The sequence below is a fragment of the Shouchella shacheensis genome (genome assembly GCF_001484965.1).
GTDB classification, from domain to species: domain Bacteria; phylum Bacillota; class Bacilli; order Bacillales; family Bacillaceae_D; genus Shouchella; species Shouchella shacheensis.
Window position 1 is genome coordinate 29,734 of record NZ_LLYY01000028.1, and the last position, 19,221, is coordinate 48,954.

16 protein-coding genes are annotated in these 19,221 nt (G+C 47.7%); 1 reads left to right on the forward strand and 15 read right to left on the reverse strand.

Annotation, left to right across the window (positions count from 1 at the left end; all coding sequences use genetic code 11):
- Positions 1 to 15: 15 nt before the first annotated feature.
- The 5 genes from AVZ68_RS15930 to AVZ68_RS15950 all read right to left on the reverse strand — a co-directional run bounded on the left by AVZ68_RS15930 (position 16) and on the right by AVZ68_RS15950 (position 4,972).
- On the reverse strand, positions 16 to 1,194 hold the full coding sequence (locus AVZ68_RS15930; RefSeq protein WP_059105566.1) for a thiolase family protein: 1,179 nt from the start codon (positions 1,192 to 1,194) through the stop codon (positions 16 to 18).
- 12 nt (positions 1,195 to 1,206) lie between these two features.
- A complete protein-coding gene (locus AVZ68_RS15935) occupies positions 1,207 to 1,983 on the reverse strand; it encodes a 3-hydroxybutyrate dehydrogenase (protein WP_059105567.1) in 777 nt (258 codons plus the stop codon).
- Positions 1,984 to 1,994: 11 nt separating this feature from the next.
- The gene (locus AVZ68_RS15940; protein ID WP_059105568.1) at positions 1,995 to 2,669 is read right to left on the reverse strand and encodes a 3-oxoacid CoA-transferase subunit B; all 675 of its coding nucleotides are present in this window, start codon (positions 2,667 to 2,669) and stop codon (positions 1,995 to 1,997) included.
- A gap of 13 nt (positions 2,670 to 2,682) precedes the next feature.
- The gene (locus AVZ68_RS15945; protein WP_059105569.1) at positions 2,683 to 3,378 is read right to left on the reverse strand and encodes a CoA transferase subunit A; all 696 of its coding nucleotides are present in this window, start codon (positions 3,376 to 3,378) and stop codon (positions 2,683 to 2,685) included.
- 229 nt (positions 3,379 to 3,607) lie between these two features.
- Positions 3,608 to 4,972, reverse strand: coding sequence for a sigma-54 interaction domain-containing protein (locus tag AVZ68_RS15950; protein WP_059105570.1), 1,365 nt, complete (start codon positions 4,970 to 4,972; stop codon positions 3,608 to 3,610).
- A gap of 138 nt (positions 4,973 to 5,110) precedes the next feature.
- Here AVZ68_RS15950 and AVZ68_RS15955 point away from each other — a divergent pair, with 138 nt between their 5' ends.
- Complete coding sequence (locus tag AVZ68_RS15955; protein ID WP_059105571.1) at positions 5,111 to 5,293, forward strand: H-type small acid-soluble spore protein; 183 nt, start codon at positions 5,111 to 5,113, stop codon at positions 5,291 to 5,293.
- Between the two features lie 364 nt (positions 5,294 to 5,657).
- On the opposite strand, the gene AVZ68_RS15960 is transcribed toward AVZ68_RS15955, so the two are convergent.
- From AVZ68_RS15960 to AVZ68_RS16005, 10 genes are all read right to left on the reverse strand, one after another.
- Positions 5,658 to 8,774, reverse strand: a complete 3,117-nt coding sequence (locus AVZ68_RS15960) for an alpha-amylase family protein (protein WP_059105572.1) — start codon at positions 8,772 to 8,774, stop codon at positions 5,658 to 5,660.
- Between the two features lie 21 nt (positions 8,775 to 8,795).
- Positions 8,796 to 9,632, reverse strand: a complete 837-nt coding sequence (locus tag AVZ68_RS15965; protein WP_059105573.1) for a carbohydrate ABC transporter permease — start codon at positions 9,630 to 9,632, stop codon at positions 8,796 to 8,798.
- 15 nt (positions 9,633 to 9,647) lie between these two features.
- A complete protein-coding gene (locus AVZ68_RS15970) occupies positions 9,648 to 10,577 on the reverse strand; it encodes a carbohydrate ABC transporter permease (RefSeq protein ID WP_082676708.1) in 930 nt (309 codons plus the stop codon).
- Between the two features lie 80 nt (positions 10,578 to 10,657).
- A complete protein-coding gene (locus tag AVZ68_RS15975) occupies positions 10,658 to 11,935 on the reverse strand; it encodes an extracellular solute-binding protein (RefSeq protein WP_059105574.1) in 1,278 nt (425 codons plus the stop codon).
- 128 nt (positions 11,936 to 12,063) lie between these two features.
- Entirely contained in the window at positions 12,064 to 13,122 is a 1,059-nt protein-coding gene (locus AVZ68_RS15980) for a LacI family DNA-binding transcriptional regulator (protein ID WP_059105590.1), read from the reverse strand.
- Positions 13,123 to 13,490: 368 nt separating this feature from the next.
- Positions 13,491 to 14,687, reverse strand: coding sequence for a phosphopentomutase (locus tag AVZ68_RS15985; protein ID WP_059105575.1), 1,197 nt, complete (start codon positions 14,685 to 14,687; stop codon positions 13,491 to 13,493).
- A 5-nt stretch (positions 14,688 to 14,692) separates the two neighbouring features.
- Positions 14,693 to 15,856 carry a YhfX family PLP-dependent enzyme gene (locus tag AVZ68_RS15990; protein WP_059105591.1) on the reverse strand — a complete coding sequence of 388 codons (1,164 nt, stop codon included), beginning with the start codon at positions 15,854 to 15,856 and terminating at the stop codon, positions 14,693 to 14,695.
- A 6-nt stretch (positions 15,857 to 15,862) separates the two neighbouring features.
- The gene (locus AVZ68_RS15995) at positions 15,863 to 16,969 is read right to left on the reverse strand and encodes an aminotransferase class V-fold PLP-dependent enzyme (RefSeq protein WP_059105576.1); all 1,107 of its coding nucleotides are present in this window, start codon (positions 16,967 to 16,969) and stop codon (positions 15,863 to 15,865) included.
- A gap of 3 nt (positions 16,970 to 16,972) precedes the next feature.
- A complete protein-coding gene (locus tag AVZ68_RS16000; RefSeq protein ID WP_059105577.1) occupies positions 16,973 to 17,887 on the reverse strand; it encodes a phosphotriesterase family protein in 915 nt (304 codons plus the stop codon).
- Between the two features lie 21 nt (positions 17,888 to 17,908).
- Entirely contained in the window at positions 17,909 to 19,198 is a 1,290-nt protein-coding gene (locus tag AVZ68_RS16005; RefSeq protein ID WP_180316721.1) for a YhfT family protein, read from the reverse strand.
- Between the last annotated feature and the right edge of the window lie 23 nt (positions 19,199 to 19,221).

The following is a 19,221-nucleotide window of genomic DNA, read 5'->3' on the forward strand; positions in this document are numbered from 1 at the left end:
TTATCTTTTCGTCACTTACAGTACTTCGACGATCATCGCGATCCCTTGCCCCCCGCCAACACACAAAGAAGCGATTCCGTATGGTTGATTCCTTCGTTTCAACTCTTTAATAAGGGTATATAAAACTCTTGTTCCACTAGCTCCTATCGGATGCCCTAAAGCAATGGCGCCCCCGTTGACGTTGACGTTGTCTCGGTTTAGCCCCAATTCCTTTTCCACCGCTACATACTGGGAAGCAAAGGCCTCATTCACTTCAATAAGATCAATATCCGCTAACGTTAGCGATGAGGTTTCCAGTGCTTTTTTTATGGCTGGGACAGGACCAATGCCCATATAGGATGGGTCGACACCAGCAACTCCCCAGGAAACAATTTTGGCCAGCGGCTGTACGTGATTTTCTTGGACAAAGGTCTCCCCTGCCAAAACAACGGCACCGGCCCCGTCATTAATCCCGCTCGCATTCCCGCCTGTCACCGTGCCGTCTTTTTGGAAGGCTGGTTTTAACGTCGCTAGTTTCTCGACTGTGGTCTCTTCGTTTATATGTTCATCTGTATCTATAAGGGTGGTTCCTTTTCTGGATGGCACTGCAACGGGAGCGATTTCTTCCGCAAATTTTCCCTCTCGTCGGGCTTCTGCGGCCCGGCGATGGCTCTCGTAAGCGTATTCATCTTGCTCCTCACGAGAGATTGAATATTTTGTTGCCAGATTTTCCGCTGTGATCCCCATGCCGGAGCCGATGTATTCATCCGTTAACGCCGCCCACAGCATGTCATCCACTTGAGGTGTTCCTAATTTTGTTCCAAACCGGCTCCCTCGCAGGGCGTAGGGGGACAAGCTCATACTGTCTACGCCGCCTGCTAAAGCGACACTCCCTTCGCCAAGCATGATCGACTGGGCGGCAGAGACGACCGATTGCAACCCAGATCCGCATAATCGATTCACCGCAAGTGCTGGGCTTTCCATCGGCACCCCAGCTTTTAGGGCAATGTGCCGGGCCAAGTAGGGAGCATTTTTCGATGAATGAATCACATTTCCGAGTACCATGAAATCAATTGCCCCGGGGTCGATGCCACTTCGTTGAATCGCTTCCCTACTTGCGGTTACGCCAAGTTCAGTGGGGTCCACATCTTTTAAACGGCCACCAAATGTGCCAAACGGCGTTCGTGCACCTTCGACAATATACACATTTTCCATCGTTCATTCCTCCTATTGCGCTGTATAGCCTCCATCGATAACAACGGCCTGCCCGGTGACTCCCTTCGCCTGGTCACTGGCAAGGAACATCGTATAATCAGCAATTTCTTTCACAGCCAACAAACGTTTTTGTGGCACTAATGGATAAATCACTTCCTCAAGCGCTTTCTCTAAGGATACATTTCGATTACGTGCCAAATCCTCAAGCTGATTGCGAACAAGCGGTGTATCCACATATCCCGGACACATGGCGTTGACGGTAATGCCATGGTCTGCCCCTTCCAAAGCGGTCACTTTTGTTAAGCCGATGACCCCGTGCTTTGAGCTATTATAGGCCGCTTTCCCGGCAAACCCGATGAGTCCATTAATGGACGCCATATTGATGATTCGCCCCGTGCCTTGCTTTTTCATGATTGGGAAGACGTGCTTCGTGGCCATGAAAGGGGCGACCAGCATGACTTTGGTAATCAGTTCAAATCTCTCTGTCGAAAAATCCTCCACGGAGGCCACATGTTGCAATCCCGCATTGTTAATGAGCACATCAATCCTGCCGAAGTGTTCCACCGTCTGATCAATGGCTTGCTGCAGCTCCTTTTCCTTCGTTACATCACATTTGATCGCGATGCAGTCACGACCTTCCTGTTTCCAAGGGGCCACCGCTTCGTTCACTTTCGCCTCATCCATATCCGAAAAAGCGACCTTCGCTCCATGTTTCGCAAATTCAGTCCCTATTTCATACCCAATCCCACTTGCTGCCCCTGTAATAAAAACCACTTTGTTGTTTACCATTGCTTCTCCCCCTAAAAAGAATCGACTTGAAGATGTTCGCTTACCCTTAGATCCGCCTCCGTTGATTGGATCACTTCCTCTACGCTCCAGCCTTCTGCCACTTCCGCAAGCACAAGGCCATCTTCCTCGACATCAATCACAGCACGGTCCGTAATCATCCGGTGGACCACCTTTTTTCCTGTTAACGGCAATTCACACGTCTTTAAAATTTTCGACTCCCCATGTTTATTGACATGATCCATAATAATGACGATTTTCTTCGCTCCATGGACAATATCCATCGCCCCGCCCATTCCTTTGATCATTTTTCCTGGGATCATCCAATTGGCGAGGTCCCCCGTTTCCGATACTTCCATGCCGCCAAGAATCGCCAGGTCGAGATGCTCGCCGCGAATCATCGCAAACGATTCAGCACTGCTAAAATAGGAAGCACCTGTGGAAGCGGTCACCGTTTCTTTTCCCGCGTTAATCAAGTCAGGGTCCACTTCTTCTTTAAAAGGAGAACGGCCAATCCCGAGCAATCCATTTTCTGATTGAAGAACCACTTGTTTCCCCTCTTGTATATAATTCGCGACCATGGTCGGCATGCCAATGCCCAAATTCACATAGGAACCGCTTTCAATTTCTCGTTCCGCTCGTCTGGCGATTCTTTCTCTCACGACTGCCTTATCCATTTGTTTGATCATCGATCGTTCCCTCCTAAGCCTCTTGTCTTAGCGTTAAGCGCTCCACTTTTTTCTGTTGCTGGCCCTCCATCAACCCTTGGACATAAATGCCCGGTGTGTGAATATGCGCGGGATCAAGGGTCCCTGCCTCTACCAACTCTTCGACCTCAGCGATGGTGACTTTCCCGGCTGCGGCCATCATCGGGTTAAAATTTTGCGCGGTTTTGTTATAGATAAGATTTCCATTCGTATCTCCGACTGCGGCTCTGACCAAACTGTAATCGGCCTTCAGTGCGGTTTGCAGCAAGTATTCCTTCTGATCAAACACACGGACTTCCCCGCCTTCCGCTATAGGTGTACCGACCCCAGCCGGTGTGTAAAAGGCCGGTATTCCTGCTCCCCCTGCGCGAATCCTTTCCGCCAACGTTCCTTGAGGCACAAGTTCCACTTCCAGTTCACCAGATAACACCTGCCGTTCAAATTCCTTGTTCTCGCCCACATAAGAGCCAATCATTTTATCAATCTGTTTATTTTTTAACAGCAGCCCCAATCCCCAGTCGTCGACGCCACAGTTGTTTGAAATCACCGTTAACTGTTTGACGTCGGCTTCCACTAAAGCCAAAATCAGATTCTCTGGAATCCCTACAAGGCCAAACCCACCAACCATAACGGTCGACCCGTCCTGGATCTCCTTGACGGCTTCAGCAAATGATGAATACATCGTTTTCATTTGGTTCACTCCCTTCTCCATAATAGTAAGCAAGAAGCGTGCCAAGAATTGTTCATCTTTTTCTTCTAGCAGTAATCCTGCGTTTTTCAGATCTCTTCCCCCTCAGGAAGCTATACGCAAAAAATCCCTTTTTCCAGTTTTGCGGAAAAAGGGATTCAGAAAAATTATAAACCCTTACTTAAAAGGCTGTTCCAGATTAACGGAAAGATTTCCGGAAAACCGGAATGCTTCACAGCCCATATTTCTTTATTTTTTCATACAAGCTAGACTTCCCGATCCCGAGCATTTCCGTCACCTTTGCTTTATCGCCATTCGCTTTTTTCAATGCACGTTCGATCGCTTGTTTTTCTGTGGTTTCGAGAAGCTCTTTCAAGCTGCCTTTCTGATCCATTACATACGCTTTTGATTGCAAACGCTCAGGCAAATCTTCCATTTGAATCATTTCTGTATTGGTTAAGTGCACGGCTGATTCAATCACATTCTCCAATTCCCTGGCGTTGCCGGGCCAGTTATAACGCGAAAAACAAGCGGACACCTCTGGATCAACATCAATGACCCTTTTGCCCGTCCGTGTGGTCACTTTATGGAGAATGAATTTCGCTAACACACGGATATCTTCGGGCCTCTCTCGAAGGGCAGGAATTTTTAGTTGGACAACATTGATCCGATAAAACAAGTCCTCTCTAAACCGATGTTCCTCAATTAGCTTTTCTAATGGCTGGTTGGTAGCCGCGATCACTCTTACATCGACCTTCTGCGGCCGCTCAGCCCCAACGGCTTCCACTTCTCCCTCTTGCAACACCCTGAGAATCTTGACTTGGGCACTCAATGGCATATCCCCAATTTCATCTAGAAAAAGGGTGCCCCCATCTGCAAGCTGGAACTTCCCCGGTTTCCCTCCCTTTTTGGCCCCGGTGAACGCTCCCTCTTTATAGCCAAACAATTCCGATTCAAACAAATGGTCCGGGATCGCGGCACAGTTTACTTTAATAAAGGGCTTGGCATTTCGCTCACTCAAGTGGTGAATGCTATGAGCAAACAACTCTTTCCCTGTACCACTTTCTCCCCTTAATAACACGGAAACATTCCCTGGGGACACTTTTTTAATGGATTCTTTTACTTTATTCAACTGCGGAGAGCTGCCTGCAATATCATGAAGAGAGTAAGTCGCTCCATGCTGACCTTTCAACTGGTTCCGATAATGCTCAATCTCCAGCAAAAGATCTTTGATATGACTATTCATCTTCATCCATTCTTTTGTATCGCGAAACAGCACCGTCCCCACCGCCCCTACCACTTTTCCCCTTGAGCGGACAGGGATCCGATTCGCGATCATATGATTCCCGCGAATGTATTGGAGGTCAGCGATTTCTTCGATTCCCGTGCGAGCGACAATATGCATGCGCGAGTTTTCAATGACCTCTGTCACATGCTTTCCGATTGCTTCTTCTTTGTCCACCTCGAGAAACTGGCAATAGCTATTGTTCAAGTCAGTGATCCTTCCTTGTTCATCGACCACAACCAAGCAATGGTACGCATTCTCAAAAACGGTTTCAAAAATTTCATCTTTATAGTCCTCGGTAAAAGGCAACACCTACATCCCTCCCTATTTACAAAAAGCTGGCTTTCTTCATTATATACAACGTTCAGGCTTTAACAACGAACAAAAAAGTACATACTCCGACTTTCTCGGTTACATACTAAGCGTCACATCAAAGGAGGAATCAATCAAATGAACGCACTGCGAGCACAGGAAATTTCAGAGTCCGCCGTGATGGCTGATGTCACCTATGACGGAACGCCCGTTTACATTCAACACGTGGATGAACAAAGCAACACCGCAAGAATCTACGCCCTCGATGCACCCGATGAAGAGCTGGACGTAGCTTTAGACAGTTTGGTAGAGAATCGCTAACGGTGCTAGAAGCTCCAACCCATGAGCTAAAACACTCCCTAAACACCAAAGGCTCGGAGACCTAACGTCTCCTGAGCCTTTTCGAATTTAAGACTTGGCCCTAGCTCCTGCACCCTCCCTCCATATTGATTGATAAGTAAGACCACAAGTGTTGCCAATGATTTTTTCTGGAACGTACTGACCTTCTATCCCTCCTTCGACGCCCAAAGCTCGAAGATGTGACGAAACCTTAGGAACGGCCATCTACCACACCGCAAGACCAAAACATCCCTGAGTGAGTTCTTACTCCTCAAATGAAAAAGACTTCATGAGTCTACACTTAGACTCACAAAGTCGTTCAATCACTGCAACTACCGTGCAATTCCTATGTTATTACCCTTTCTCTCTCTCTAATCTGAACGTCCTCTGGTCGATAAACAGTTGTGACCTCCCCTTTTGTATTGGTAGCGAACAACACAGAACGTTCACAGGCTAACACAAAAGCATAGCTCACTCCTGTGTCTGGATCAGTGACATCAATTTCGGCATCCATGCTGTATTCTGAGACAAAGATAAAGAGATTCCCTGACCTAAATGCAAGCTTCCGCCCGTAAATTCCTGGTAACGCCCCGCCCTTGCTCCACACCAATTCTTCCTTTACTCGGGAGGATTGTAAGCATTTTTCATAAACAGCCCGCAGTACTTCAAGACGGTCGTTTAGTTCCAGCGGTAGCGGCGACCAGATCAACGTCCCTTTGCCCAACGACCACTCTTGAAGGTTGTTGGTATGCGCAGTCCCCTCACCGAGGATAACTTCTTTGGACACTTGCGCCATTTTTCTCGATCCGAAGCTAGCAGAGTAGAAAGCCCCATCAATGATGAGCCCCTCTTCGCGACGCACATTGCTAAGTGTTGTCTCTGCCAAAAGATCAGGAAGGCGTTTGCTTGGCGCCCACGATTCATTCAGTCGTATCGGCCCGGAGTAAAGAACAGTCCCTCCTTGCTCTGCATACGCGATAAGCTGATCGAAAGCGGCATCGCTGAAATTGTGTGCACTCGGGACGATGATCAATTTTGGCGGTTCTAAAGAAAGATCCTCGAGATGATACTCACTCAGTCCGCGGACATGCGTGTTCATCTCGTGTGCCAAAGTGCGTACAGCTCGTGTCGTGGCTTCATAGGCCAGTTTCCGGGATGAAAAGTCATTGGAATATGGAAAGACAATCGCCACTTCCTCTAGCTTGCGATGTGAAAACAGGTCGCGTGTTTCTTCAATGAAACGTCCGAAGTCATAGGAAACATTCGCTTCTGGCTTCTCTGTGCCATCCGCTCGAAGCGCGCCAATATTGGACTCGTTCACATTATCCATGTAGAAATTCGTGTTCCAGAGCCACTGAGCCGCACCCGCGCCGCCTGTGGAAAAAGCATAAGCATATTTCCGCTCAAGGATGTTGCGCAGCTCTTCCTCGCTTCGTTTGGCTGAGCCATCAGCTTGTTCTAAGTACATGATGCCCGTTTCTTGAATTAAATTCGGTTTCGCCAACGTTTTTGTAAAGACCCCGTCCCAAACAAGATGATCCATCTGCCACCACGTATGGTTCGTCGTGTAGTCAACCTTCTCTCCGTAGAAAAATGGGGTTGGGCGCTGGGAAGCCAATGCTTCATCCTGCCCTACCGTGACTAATTGCTCGCCATTAAAGGAACGAATCGTCGCAGACAGCTCTTCGACCCACTGATTGTGTATCTCCATTGTGAACAGCGTGTAGTCCATCCACGGCAGGCTCTTTTTTGGGCTGCGCATGTCCTGAATATCGAAGCCAATCTCTTCTGGTTCAGGCGGGACGATCGAAGCAAAGTCAGGCAGCTCGTCAGGTGTATAATTCCACGCTTCCTGCACATCACGGATGGATGAATATTTCTTCTTCACCCATTCTTGAAAAGCCGCGCGTTCAAACGGGTCCTGGGCGGAACGCGGACCTTTGAAGATTCGCTCTGGATCAAACATCGATGGCTCGTTAATCAGATCCCAGTGAATATGGGTCGCACCCTTATACCGAGAGACAATCGCAGCAATAAAACGTTTCTGAGCCTCCAAGCTACGTGGATCAAGATACGGATTGTTTCCTTCCCAAGTTTCAGGCGTAAACCCGAAGAAGTTGAAGCAAAGGTCAATGTCATACTGCTTAGCTGTCAGCAAAAAAGCATCAATGGAGCGAAGCACTTCCTCATAGGGATGCCCGTCAATAAACATCATCTGTCGCCAGGCTGTCCAGATGCCCGTGCGAATATGGTTGATTCCGGCGCTACTCATCTGACCCATGTCTCGGTTCCATACCGCTACATTGGGCATAAAGAGAAATTTGCGAGCGACATCGGAGGTCATATAAGTCATGCCGACAATCGGGTACGGCCGACCCTCCTTCTCAAAATAATCACGGCCAGCCACAAGCGGAGCGCCCTCTTCAAGCAGCTCCTGCGAAAACCCCCAAAAGCCTTGGCGATAGGTCAACGTCTCGCCATCGCTGGAAGTGATCGAACACTCGATGTCGTAAAGACCCGGTTCCACGTGTACTGGCAGAGTTCGCCTCTCATAGTGAATCTCTCGAGATTCATCCACTTTAAACGCATCCTCAAACACCTTCTCCCCTTCTTTTCGTACCACAAGCGAGAACATCCATGTCTGATGCCTAGAGGGAATCTGTTTGTTCGCCAAATAAAGACTTTGCAATTGAATCGATAGCGTTAGCGCCTCTCCTGGATAGTAGCTGGCATAGCCTGGTTTGATCCAAATCTCTGTTACGCCTTTAGCCACATAAGAAGCCATAGCATCTAACACACTCGCTCCATTGGTCCAAAACGCAGAATCAAGAGCTTGATTGATGAGAACCCAGCGGCCGCCGGAAAAGCGTCCCTTTGTGTTCTCAATCGCTACTACAGGTGCAGCCACTTCTCGATTGTCTCTAGAAACTCCCTTTAATAAAGGATAGATATAAGCGTCCATCGGCCCGCTGGAACCATTTTCATGGGGGAGGTCATCGTGCTTGGTTCCATGAAGAATCAACCCATACGTATCCATAACAGAAAATAGCGACTCAAATTCCTTTAGAACAGGCAGGTCTTCATTAGGCTGAAGTGTCTCAATCGGCTCCTTTTTCACCGGCAGCGCCTCGTGGATATTCAACTGCTGATGGTATGCCGTTTGCTCTTTTTCTATCATCCATTCTTCGCCTTTTTGATATACCGGACGCTTGAACGGCGGCCCTCCTGCATGAACCAATCCACCGCCTTTTTGCAGATAAGCAAGAATCTCGTTCCAGGCCTGCTTCGGAAAATAAGGGCCATGAAGGTGAACAAAGGAAGTCACTCCTTCCGCTTGAAGTGCTGCCACTAGCTCCTCCACGCCGACGATCGAAAAGTCATCACAGCGGCGCAGAGCTTCCTTCGAAGGTCTAGTTCCGTTAAACGGAAAGGTTTCATCGTAAAATAGAATTGTTTTTGTCATAAGCGCTCTCTCATTTCTGTGTTAGTTTTTCACAGCCCCCTCAGTAAGGCCTGCGATGAACTGTCGGCTGAAAAAGATGAAAACGATGAGAATCGGAAGAGTGGCCATGAATGTCCCCGCCAAAATCATTGAGTAATCGGTGTGGTACACTTCATTCAGCGTCCGCAAAGCTATTTGAATCGTATGAACACTTCGGTCCTTTAACACGACAAGCGGCCAGAGGAAGTCATTCCAAGCATTCATGAACGTGACAATTCCAAGCGTCGCAAGACCAGGCTTTATTGTGGGCAAAACAATGTTCCAATAGATTCTGAACGTGCCACAGCCGTCAATGCGAGCCGCTTCCATCAGTTCATCCGGGATGGTTGAAGAAATAAACTGCCTCATCCAGAAAACGCCGAAGGCACTGACCATTGCAGGGACAATGACTGCCTGCAACGTGTCGATCCAGCCAAGTTGACTGATAATCATAAAGGACGGAATCAGCCCGAGCTGAGGCGGAATCATCATAGTCGCAAGCAGGAAGATGAAGAGAATGTTCTTTCCTTCAAACTGGAGCTTCGCAAAGGCAAACCCGGCCAAAGAACAAAAGAAGAGCACCGAGACCGTAATTGCGCTAGAAATAACCAATGAATTCATCAGCGCACCAAAGAAATCAATACGTTCGAAGACCTTCTGAGCGTTTTCCAAGAAATTCCCTCCCGGCAGAAGCGCTGGCGGAAATTGGTTGACTGCAGACGTCGTATTCGAACCAATCACAAACATCCAATAAAATGGAAATAGGGATACCAGTGAACTGACAATTAGAAAAAGATACAGGACAATTTTGGGCCCTTTCTTCTCTCCCACTTGTTTCATGGAACGATCTCCTTTCTACGCAGATTTAATTCGCTTTGTGACAATCATATTAATGATTGAAACGACGATGATAATCAGAAACAGTAGCCACGCGATCGCTGCGGCATAGCCGAAAGAGAAGCGCTCAAATGCTTCCTGGTAAAGATACAGCGTCATTGTCAGGCCCTGTGAATTCGATCCCACTCCAAACATTAATGGTTCAGCGAAGATCTGCATGCCTCCAATGGATGAAAGTAGCACCGTAAAAATGATAATTGGGCGCAGCATCGGGATTGTAATATAAAAGAATTGTTGGACTTTGTTTGCTCCATCTATGGTCGCGGCCTCGTAAAGATCTTTAGGAATGCTTTGTAGACCTGCAAGATAAATGATCGTGTTATAACCCACCCAACGCCACATTACCATCGCTGAGATGGCAACGTGCGTACCAAAGTATGAGCCCCTCCAATTTACAGGATCAACCCCGATCAAGCTAAGCACATAGTTAATGACACCATACTGGGTACCGAAAGCAGCAGAAAACACAATGGCCACTGCCACAACAGATGTTACGTTTGGCATGAAAATGCTTAAGCGGAAGAGCCCTTTCCCTCTTAAGAAGGCTTGATTTAACAGAAAAGCGAGAACGAGAGCGACAAAAAGCTGCGGAATCGTCGAAAGCGCCCAGATACTAAACGTATTTCCTACGGACTTCCAAAAAAGCGGGTCGTTCGTAATTAACGAGATGTAATTTTGAAAACCAATGAACTCCCTCTCCCCAAGTATATTCCACTGATGAAAGGATAAAAACGCAGTGAAAATCAATGGAAAAAGGCCAAACACGCCAAATAAAATAAAGAATGGAGAGATGTACAAATACCCCGACAGACGGTCTCGGTTTCGTTGATTATAGGCGCGCTTCTTTCGTTGCTTAACAGGCGCCTCTTGTTCATACGACGTACGCATGGGCGATCCCCCTCTAGTTAAGGTGAAGACAATGAACGAACAACATAAAAGGCAAACACTCGCCTTTTATGTTGTAGGGACTACCTGGAAATCTGCCGGTCTACTTCATTCATGGCTTCATCCCACGCTTGGTCTGGTTCAGCCACTCCATCGGCAATCGTTCCGAGGGCATCCTGCATCACCGTATTGATCGGAGCTGTCATCGGAGCTCGATAAACATACTCTACAAGTTGGGCTGCTTCCGCATAGATAGCTCCTAAATCGTCACGATTAAAGAACTCATCGGATAGCTCTTGAACTGCTGGATCATCATAGACTTCAGGCGTGGATGGGAAGTTTGAATTTGATTCAAAGATCCGGAGCTGATTTTCCGGTGACATCATCCACGTAATAAAATCATACGCTTCTTCAGGATGATCGCTTTGTGAAGGAATGGTTAGAAACGAGCCTCCCCAGTTCCCTGCTCCTTCAGGCATTAAGGCAATATTCCAAAGACCCTCTGTATCCGGTGCATCATTTTTTATATTTTGCAACATCCATGGTGGAACGAAGACCGTCGCGAAATCGCCATTGGCCAGTGCTGCGCCCCATTCGGCTGCTGTCCGCTCGATATTTGCGTGGATGTCAATGGCCTCGACAGACAAATCCCATGCTTTTTGGATTTGTTCACTTTCTTCAATAATAAGGGTGCCATCCTCGCGGAAGTATTGTTCGCCGCCTTGCTCCCGAATTGCCGAATACATCTCCGTCACATCCGCAAGCATGGATACACCTGTTTCATCGTATAGCTGATGTCCAGCTTCAAGAAACGCTTCCCATGTATCAATTTGGGCAGAGACCTCATCTGGATCAGACGGCAACCCTGCCTCTTCGAACAAATCCACACGATACGCCATGGCCATTGGCCCTACATCAGTTGGAATGCCGATCACCATCTCCCCATCCTCCGCAGAAGCCTGTTGCCATTTCCAATCGAGATAGTCCCCTTCCAGCTCTGCTGCCCCGAAATCAGCCAAATTATAGAAGTGTTCACTATTTTCTTTGATCCGCTCTAAGTATGCTTCATCGACGCCAGAGATGTCCGGAGCGCCTGAGCCTGCTGCCAACGCCGTAATTAAATTCTGATGCGTATCATCGTACTCAGCTTCCTGAATGTTAATTGTAATTCCAGGATTGTCTTCCTCATACTCCCGTGCCAGCTCTTCAAAGCCCATTCCTGGCCAAAGCCACATCGTTAGTGTGACATCATCCCCGCCATCGCTGCCTCCTGTTTCTTCACTTGATGCACATGCTGCCAAGCCACTAACAAGTCCAAGGCACCCCACCGTCAATCCCCATCTGCGCCAATTCTTTTTCATAAAATAAAGCCTCCTTTTTGTTATATCTGTTATTAATTATTTATATTTGAAACTAACATATCATTTGCGGACTTAAATGTAAACGCTTTTATTTCATTAACTCAAAAAAAGACCAGCTAATGCCAGCCTCAGGGTAAAGGTGCCTTTTCTGGGTTGGTTGCTTGCTTAGGGGAGGCCACAGAATCTCTTATGATCATTTCCCCAGAAATCAGCACTTTCTCGGGTGGGAAATCCTCATGTTCCAACCGCCACATGAGTTTATCTACGGCACGCTTCCCAAACACCTCTTTCAATACTTGCACTGACGACAAACTCGGTTCCAAATCATGCCCCAAGTTATCAAAACCAGTAACCGAACAATCTTCCGGGACCAAAATTCCACGCTTTTGAAGAAAATCCATTAGACTACTTGCAATCTGATCATTCGCACAGACAAAGCCTGTCGGCAACTCCTCTTGAAGCCTCAACCATTCTTCTACCTCCTCCTTAAAAGTAGTCTTGAATCGATTATCATACGTTATCTGTACCAGACTTTTTTTAGAGTCAAACGTAGGATCAGACTTTTCCATCGCCTGGCGGAACCCCTGCCAACGCTCATAGAAGCTAGGAGAATGGTGTATATCGCCGACAAAGACGAGCCTGCGATGCCCAAGGCCAATTAAGTAATTAGTCATTTTTAAAATTCCATCTTGATTATCCATAAAGATCGAATCGGCTTGAATCAATGTATCTTCATGATCAACCATAATGATTGGAACAGGATATTCCGTTAACTCAAGCAACGTTTCGTTCTTTATATGACCTACTGTTATAATCCCAAGAAGCCCCTCCGTGTTAATTTGGGAAGAAAACCGGTTTTGACTGGATACCACGACAATTCCTGTTTCTTTTTCATAGAGCTCGTCAGAAATCCCCTGGAAAATAACGCCCCAGTAGTCAAAGTTCTTGTTCTGGTATTTCGGACTGGGAAGAACAACCAGCACATAGCCTTCTCTAAGATCTTTCTCTGTTTGTTCTTCCTCCATACTTTCGCGAGACTTCGTATACCCTAATTGTTTTGCAGTAAATAAAATCTTTTTACGAGTCGCTTCACTTACTCCCGGCTTTCCATTTAACGTCTTTGATACTACAAATTTCGAAACCCCGGCAGCCTCTGCAATAAGCTGCATGGTCACCTTTTTGGCCATAAGCCCCACACCTCATCTCTTCCTGCTAGCTCAATGTTAGTTTTGTTAGCAACAAGTATACCACTGGTTATCGAAAATTGCAGAGTGGTTTGCTTTTTTGAATGTTGGTTTAAAAGACCTTCTTTAGATTCTCTCACTTCGATGAGATCCATCACTTTTAAAAAACCTCGAGAAGTTAATCACTACAGGCATCTTTTCTTTTAGTGGTAAAACTGATTAAAAGACCGGGAATTAGAACCAAGACGTTCCACAGTCACTGCGCCCGTTTATATGTGAAACACCAAATAAGCCAGTAAATCACTGGCTTATTTGAGTAGCCCTTCCCCTTGGATTGCTTGTATGTTTCTTAAACCTTGTTCAACCCTTCTCTATCCCCCATACACCTCACCAAGAAAACTCTTCCCAAACTCTGGCTTTTCCACACCAGCAAACTCACTAAGCATTGCAGCAAGATCCGCCATTGTCGCTCGCGTTCCAATTGAAACAGGCCGCACGGATGGTCCGTAGACAAGTATTGGTGTCTGCTCTCGCGTATGCTGCGAGTGGCCGATGGTGGGGTCGTTGCCGTGGTCAGCTGTAATGATGATAACGTCGCCTTCTCCAAGTTGTGGCAAAAAGTCTTCGAGAAAGGCGTCGACAGCCTCGAGCGTTTCCCTGTACCAGTTTCCGTCTTCCTTGTGTCCCGCAAGGTCGGTCTCTTGAACATTAACAAGAAAGATCGCGTTATCCTCGGCTTCTAAATACAATTTTTTGTATTTTGGTAATAGCTCTTTTGTTTCTACCTCGGGATCTGCGTAACCTGTTGCTTGGATGACGTCCGCGGTTTTCCCGATTCTGTAGACCGGAACGCCTGCTTGTTCGGCGATATGTGCGAATTGTTTTTGGTGATCGACACCATATCCCAAGTGCAATACTTGGTAGCCTTCGCCGTACACTTCCGCTTTCGGTGCGTTGACACCCCATTGCCCAGGATGACCTTCTTCTATGGCAGCTACGATTTGCTCAATGGACGTACGTTGCTCGTTGCCGAAGACAATGACTCGGCTAGTGTCCACCGCACTGCGGACAACGCGGGCGATGGTACAAGCCTCTGCAAACGAAATGAGAACAAGGTCGGCGGTAACATTAATGATATTGCCGAGCTGGGATTCCAAGTTGTCCCCCACAACGACCACACCGTCTACGAGCAAGAGAGGAGCTTCTTTTTTCGGATGGGTCACGTGGTAACCAGCGGTTTCAAGCGCTGCTTTGATTTTAGGTCCTACCTCTTTCATCTGACGTTTCATCGGTCGACCTGGTTTGCTCCCCATTAACTCCTGGTGACCCATAAAGGTGTCTGCCCCGTAGTGAGCTAAGTTGCTGCGACCATAGGCAGCTTCAGCGTTCCCGTCATCAAACGCAATTTTGCGCAATCCCAATCGTTCAAGTGTAGGTAACTGGAGGTTCGTCGTCTCCAGTAAATGCTGATACGTGTTGGCAGAAAGATCTTCGGGCTTTACATCTTTGCAATCGGCCATTGCCCCGACACCGAATCCATCAAGTACGAGTAATGTTGCTTTTGCCATTTGCGTCAACTCCCTCTTTTTTGTGAAAAGACGACTTCTGGCTTCCCTTCTTTGATTCCACGTACAAAAGCGACGTGCGAGCGTGTGACAAAAACTTGGGTGCGGTAAGCATAGACGACCGTGTCGCCAACAGCCATGTCTGAATTCCGTTTTAAGGCACCATAGTAATCAATGTTGCCGATAGATTCAAGGTCAACATGGGCCTTTTTCATTAAGATCTCATCTCTCGTATTTCCGTAAAACGCCTGCTTCATATTGGAACGAGGGTAAAAACCTCCAGCAATCGTATAGGCATGTGTGCGGTCTTGATGAGAAATCTCTGAAACGTAGACAATTGCTGGGACTTCTTTCAAATCTTCACGATACGCATGCAGCGGTGTGGTTCCAGTAAGGGCATGCCCGGGCTCCCCGTGTGTGGCACCGAGTTCCTTTAACATCGGAATCGTATGCACACTTGTGGCACTCGGCGTATTGACATGTGTAACGTCTACGTCTGCGTTTTTCAAAATCGCACGAGCCTGTTTGACCGTTTCCGCATTACTGGAGAACGTGAAATCCTGATCTCCTTTTGTGTATTGAAGGACTGGAAAGCTTGTTACACCAACTAATTGGATACCGGGCAATCCTTTTATTTTCAGCACGGCTTTTGGAAGCTCATCAAGCAGGAAACCGCCGTACTGTCCAGGGTAAAGAAAGTCGCCCCTTTGAATGACGCGCAGAATCACATCCTGCGTATAACCGAGTTTTGTTGCCTCTTCGCTTAGCTGCTCTGCGCGCTCGAGTGAGAAGAGCGTGACAACCTCTGGGTTTAGCTGTGTTAACACATGGTTCCACTGCATCTTGCCCGGCTGCACAAGGTGACCGAGGTTCCCAATTTCACACCCTTCTGTACGTAAGAGGTCTGCTTCATCAATATCCACCGCTACAGCTTTTGGGACGCCCTGCTTCTCAATTTGACGTCCAATGAACCCACTACGTCCGATCTGTTTGGTCATATAGTAGAGATTCATTCCGTTTTCCTTCGCAGCCTCAGCTAAATGTCTTGCATTGGCTTCGAGTGCATCTAAATCGATGAGGTGAGTGTTAGGCGCAATCGTTCCAGCCTGATGGAGCTCTACAGCTGCTTGAACAAGCGCTGGATTTCGCTTGGCCATCATATCGATAAACACCAATCATCACCCCTTCTCCCATTGATCCATCGCTGCTTGCAAAATACGAATCACGGTTCCCGCTCCTGCTTTCATGGGGTTCATACGCAAACCTCGATCAACCAGCCTCGGGTTCGCTTCCATGAAGCTCCCAGACACACGGTAAATCATCGGCACGAGTTCATAGCGTGATTCTGCACCAACAGGATAGGTGGCTGCCCCGTAGTGAGCTGCTGCCTCAATGACCTGTTTAGCGATCGGCTTCTTCAGCTCAACCATGACGTTCTTTGATTGAGCATTGGTCATGTAGACCTCATCGATTCCAGCAATTTCACCTTCCGAAAGTCTTTGATAAAGGGCCTCAACTTGCTGGTTTTGTGTCGCAATCATAACGGGTGCGAATACTAAACTTCTGAGCAGCTCATGCGCTTCATGGCCTTGTACCTGTCCCCCACCTGAGTAGTTGTGAGCATGATAGGACTCAATTTCCTTTTTGCGACCGACAATCACACCGATTCCTTCAGGTCCAAGAAGTTTAAAGCCCGAAAATGTGGAGAAATCCGCCCCATGCTGCACGCCGACCTTTGGCATTTTCATGGCACAGTAATTATCATCAACAACAACAGGCAGATCCGGCCGTGCTTTTTTTGCGACTTGAATGACGTCCCCTAAATCATACGTATCCCCTGGCTGCTGTCTGGCATGTTGCACGTAAAATACGTTCGCCGTCGTTTCTTTTACCGCTGCTTCTAACACGTTCAAGTCATTAAGATCTGTTGACTCTGTTTTCAAGCCTAGCTGACGGAAGGTTTCCTTTGTCGTGGTGTACATAGGCGCCTCATGAACCAGACACGTCTCCCCTGCAGCCAGTAGCTCACTTAAAATCAAGCGAATGGCGCCGGTACCACTTCCACGAACAAGTGCACAGGCCTCGGCTTCAAACACTTTGGCCAGCACACGCTCGACTTTGGCGGTTGTGAGTGGGCGTTTGTAGTCAGGATGAAGCCCGACGTCCCCGACTTGAAAAAATTGATTGTCAGTAAATTCCTTAGTAATCGCATCGGTGAGTGTAAACTGTAGTTGTTGTGCTTCTTCAAGTGATAAGTTGGTCAACAGCGAGTCTGCATATTTCACGACTTACGCCCCTCTCTTGGCAAATGCTTTTGCCGGGTTGCTAACAAGAAGCTTCTGAATTGTCGCCTCGTCCACTCCTGCTTCTTTCATCATTGGCACAAACACGCGCAGCGTGTAATCAAACCCTTGTCCCCCTGCCGCATACAGATGTGAATTGCGTGTAAGGTCGGTAGAGAGCATTAGCTTGTCGGCATACCCAGCCTCCACGAACGTCAACAGCGACGTTAAACGATCTTGATCAGAGCGGTAGTTTTCCTTGCCAATCGTATCGAGCGCCACATAGCAGCCTGAAGATAAAACATCGAGCACTACCTGATCGTCTTCATTTAAATCTTGATGCCCAATCACCACTTGGCTGAGCGGCAAGCCCTCACGCGAGAAAAGTTCGACCTGCTCGGCCGCAAGCGTTCCAAGGGATGTATGGGTGCACAGGGGCAGCTTGCTTTCTTTTGCTGCTTCAATCGCTCCGTGGAACAGCTCTACTTCTACGGGCTTAAATTCATTTAAGCTGCTGCCGATTTCCCCGATAACGCCCGGTTTGATCGTCGTGCCTTCCAACCCTTCGCGAATCTCTTTTAGCATATGGGTAGCAAACTGTTCGCGACTCCACCCTTGCGCTTCTTCTGGAATAAACGGATCTTTGTAACAGCCCGTACTTGCAACGATATGCAGGTCGAGCTCTTCAGCGATTTGCTTAAGGAATAGGACATTGCGCCCCATTCCGTAATTGGTCATTTCTATAAGCGACTTGCCGCCTGCTTCCACAAAGCGAGAAACATCGATTTTTATGGTCTTGTCGTTTGTTAAAGCCGTATCGCGCGACTTCTTTATTCGGCTTAAATCAATATGCAAATGTTCATGACAGGCACAGACGCCAAATTCATCTGTTGAAATCGGGCCTCGAACAGTTTCAATCATGGTGGTTAAACCTCCCTTTCATTAAGGTGAATATAAACCGAGGAGCACGAGAATATTTCCAATGATGCCGACCGCAATCGCTCCAACTGGACCAACCGCCATACGGACAATCGGACGACCGGCAGCTTCATTTAGTAAATAAAAGCCAGCAATCGCGTAGAACCCAAACCCAGGCACAATCGCATTAGCCGCGTTAGCCCCACCGATCAAGAGAGCCACTTCCAGTACCCGTGTCATTGCTGTACGAATATTTTCCCCGGAGGCGCGCACACCTGGATAGCGGTCCAGAAACTTCGCCATTTTCGTTAAAAGGAGAACCTCAAGCATGATCACAACAGCACCAATAATCGCCGCCACAACCACATTTGGTGAAAAGATCCCAACGGCAAAAACGAGGGTGAAACCCGCTGGACCATATACTCCCGTAGCAATCGCCGTACTTGCAATTAAGGGCACAAAGCCTAGCGCTTTTGCGAGGGCAGCAATTCCGCCTTCGTTCAGTCGCCCGTCTGAAAGCAAGTTCAGGGTAATCGGATCCCCTGAAACAATGAGCAAATTCGCAGCTGCAGCAAGCAGCGCGCCACTGATCATAATCACCCACGTGTATTTTTTAATACGCTGCACACGATCAACGAACAGTGTTGCCATTTGCTCCATACTCGTATCCTCTGACTTCTCTTGCATCGCGAAAACAATTAAGAAAGCCATTCCAACCACGAGGGCAATCCCTTCTGGACTAAGGGTTACCGGGTTCCCATCAATCGAGAGAATTTCTTCAGTGTTTGACCAAACGACAAGTTGACGAGCAAGTGCCGCAAATAAAAAGGTGATGATCCCCTTTTTTACTGTAAATTGCAGAGCAACAGCCACCGCCGGGAAGACCATAAATGCAACCACAACGGGTTCTCCGACAAGGTTAAAGCCTTCAACGAAATCCAGCGGCAACATCCCAAATAAATCAACGACCACTTGAAGACCATAATAGATTCCCGCTCCGTACAAGCCACCAAGCACACCGGCTACTATCGTTGAAAATTTGCCCCTCGCAATGGACAATCCAATGATATCGGTACCAAGCAAAATACTGTGAATCAAAATGATGCTCCCGGCAATCGAAATCGGAATTCCAAACCCAATCACGAGACCAAAGCTCATAGCAAAGGCCGTCACCCCAAGCTCTTTCCGTGTCATCCGCCCTTCTAGATTCTCAGGTACGATCGGACGCAAGCCGTCATTGAATACAGCGATGCCCATATTCGCCATGACCGCACTTAAAACACCGATGGCGACAAGTAAGACGACATCCAACATGTTCTCTTCCCCCTTTAAGCTAG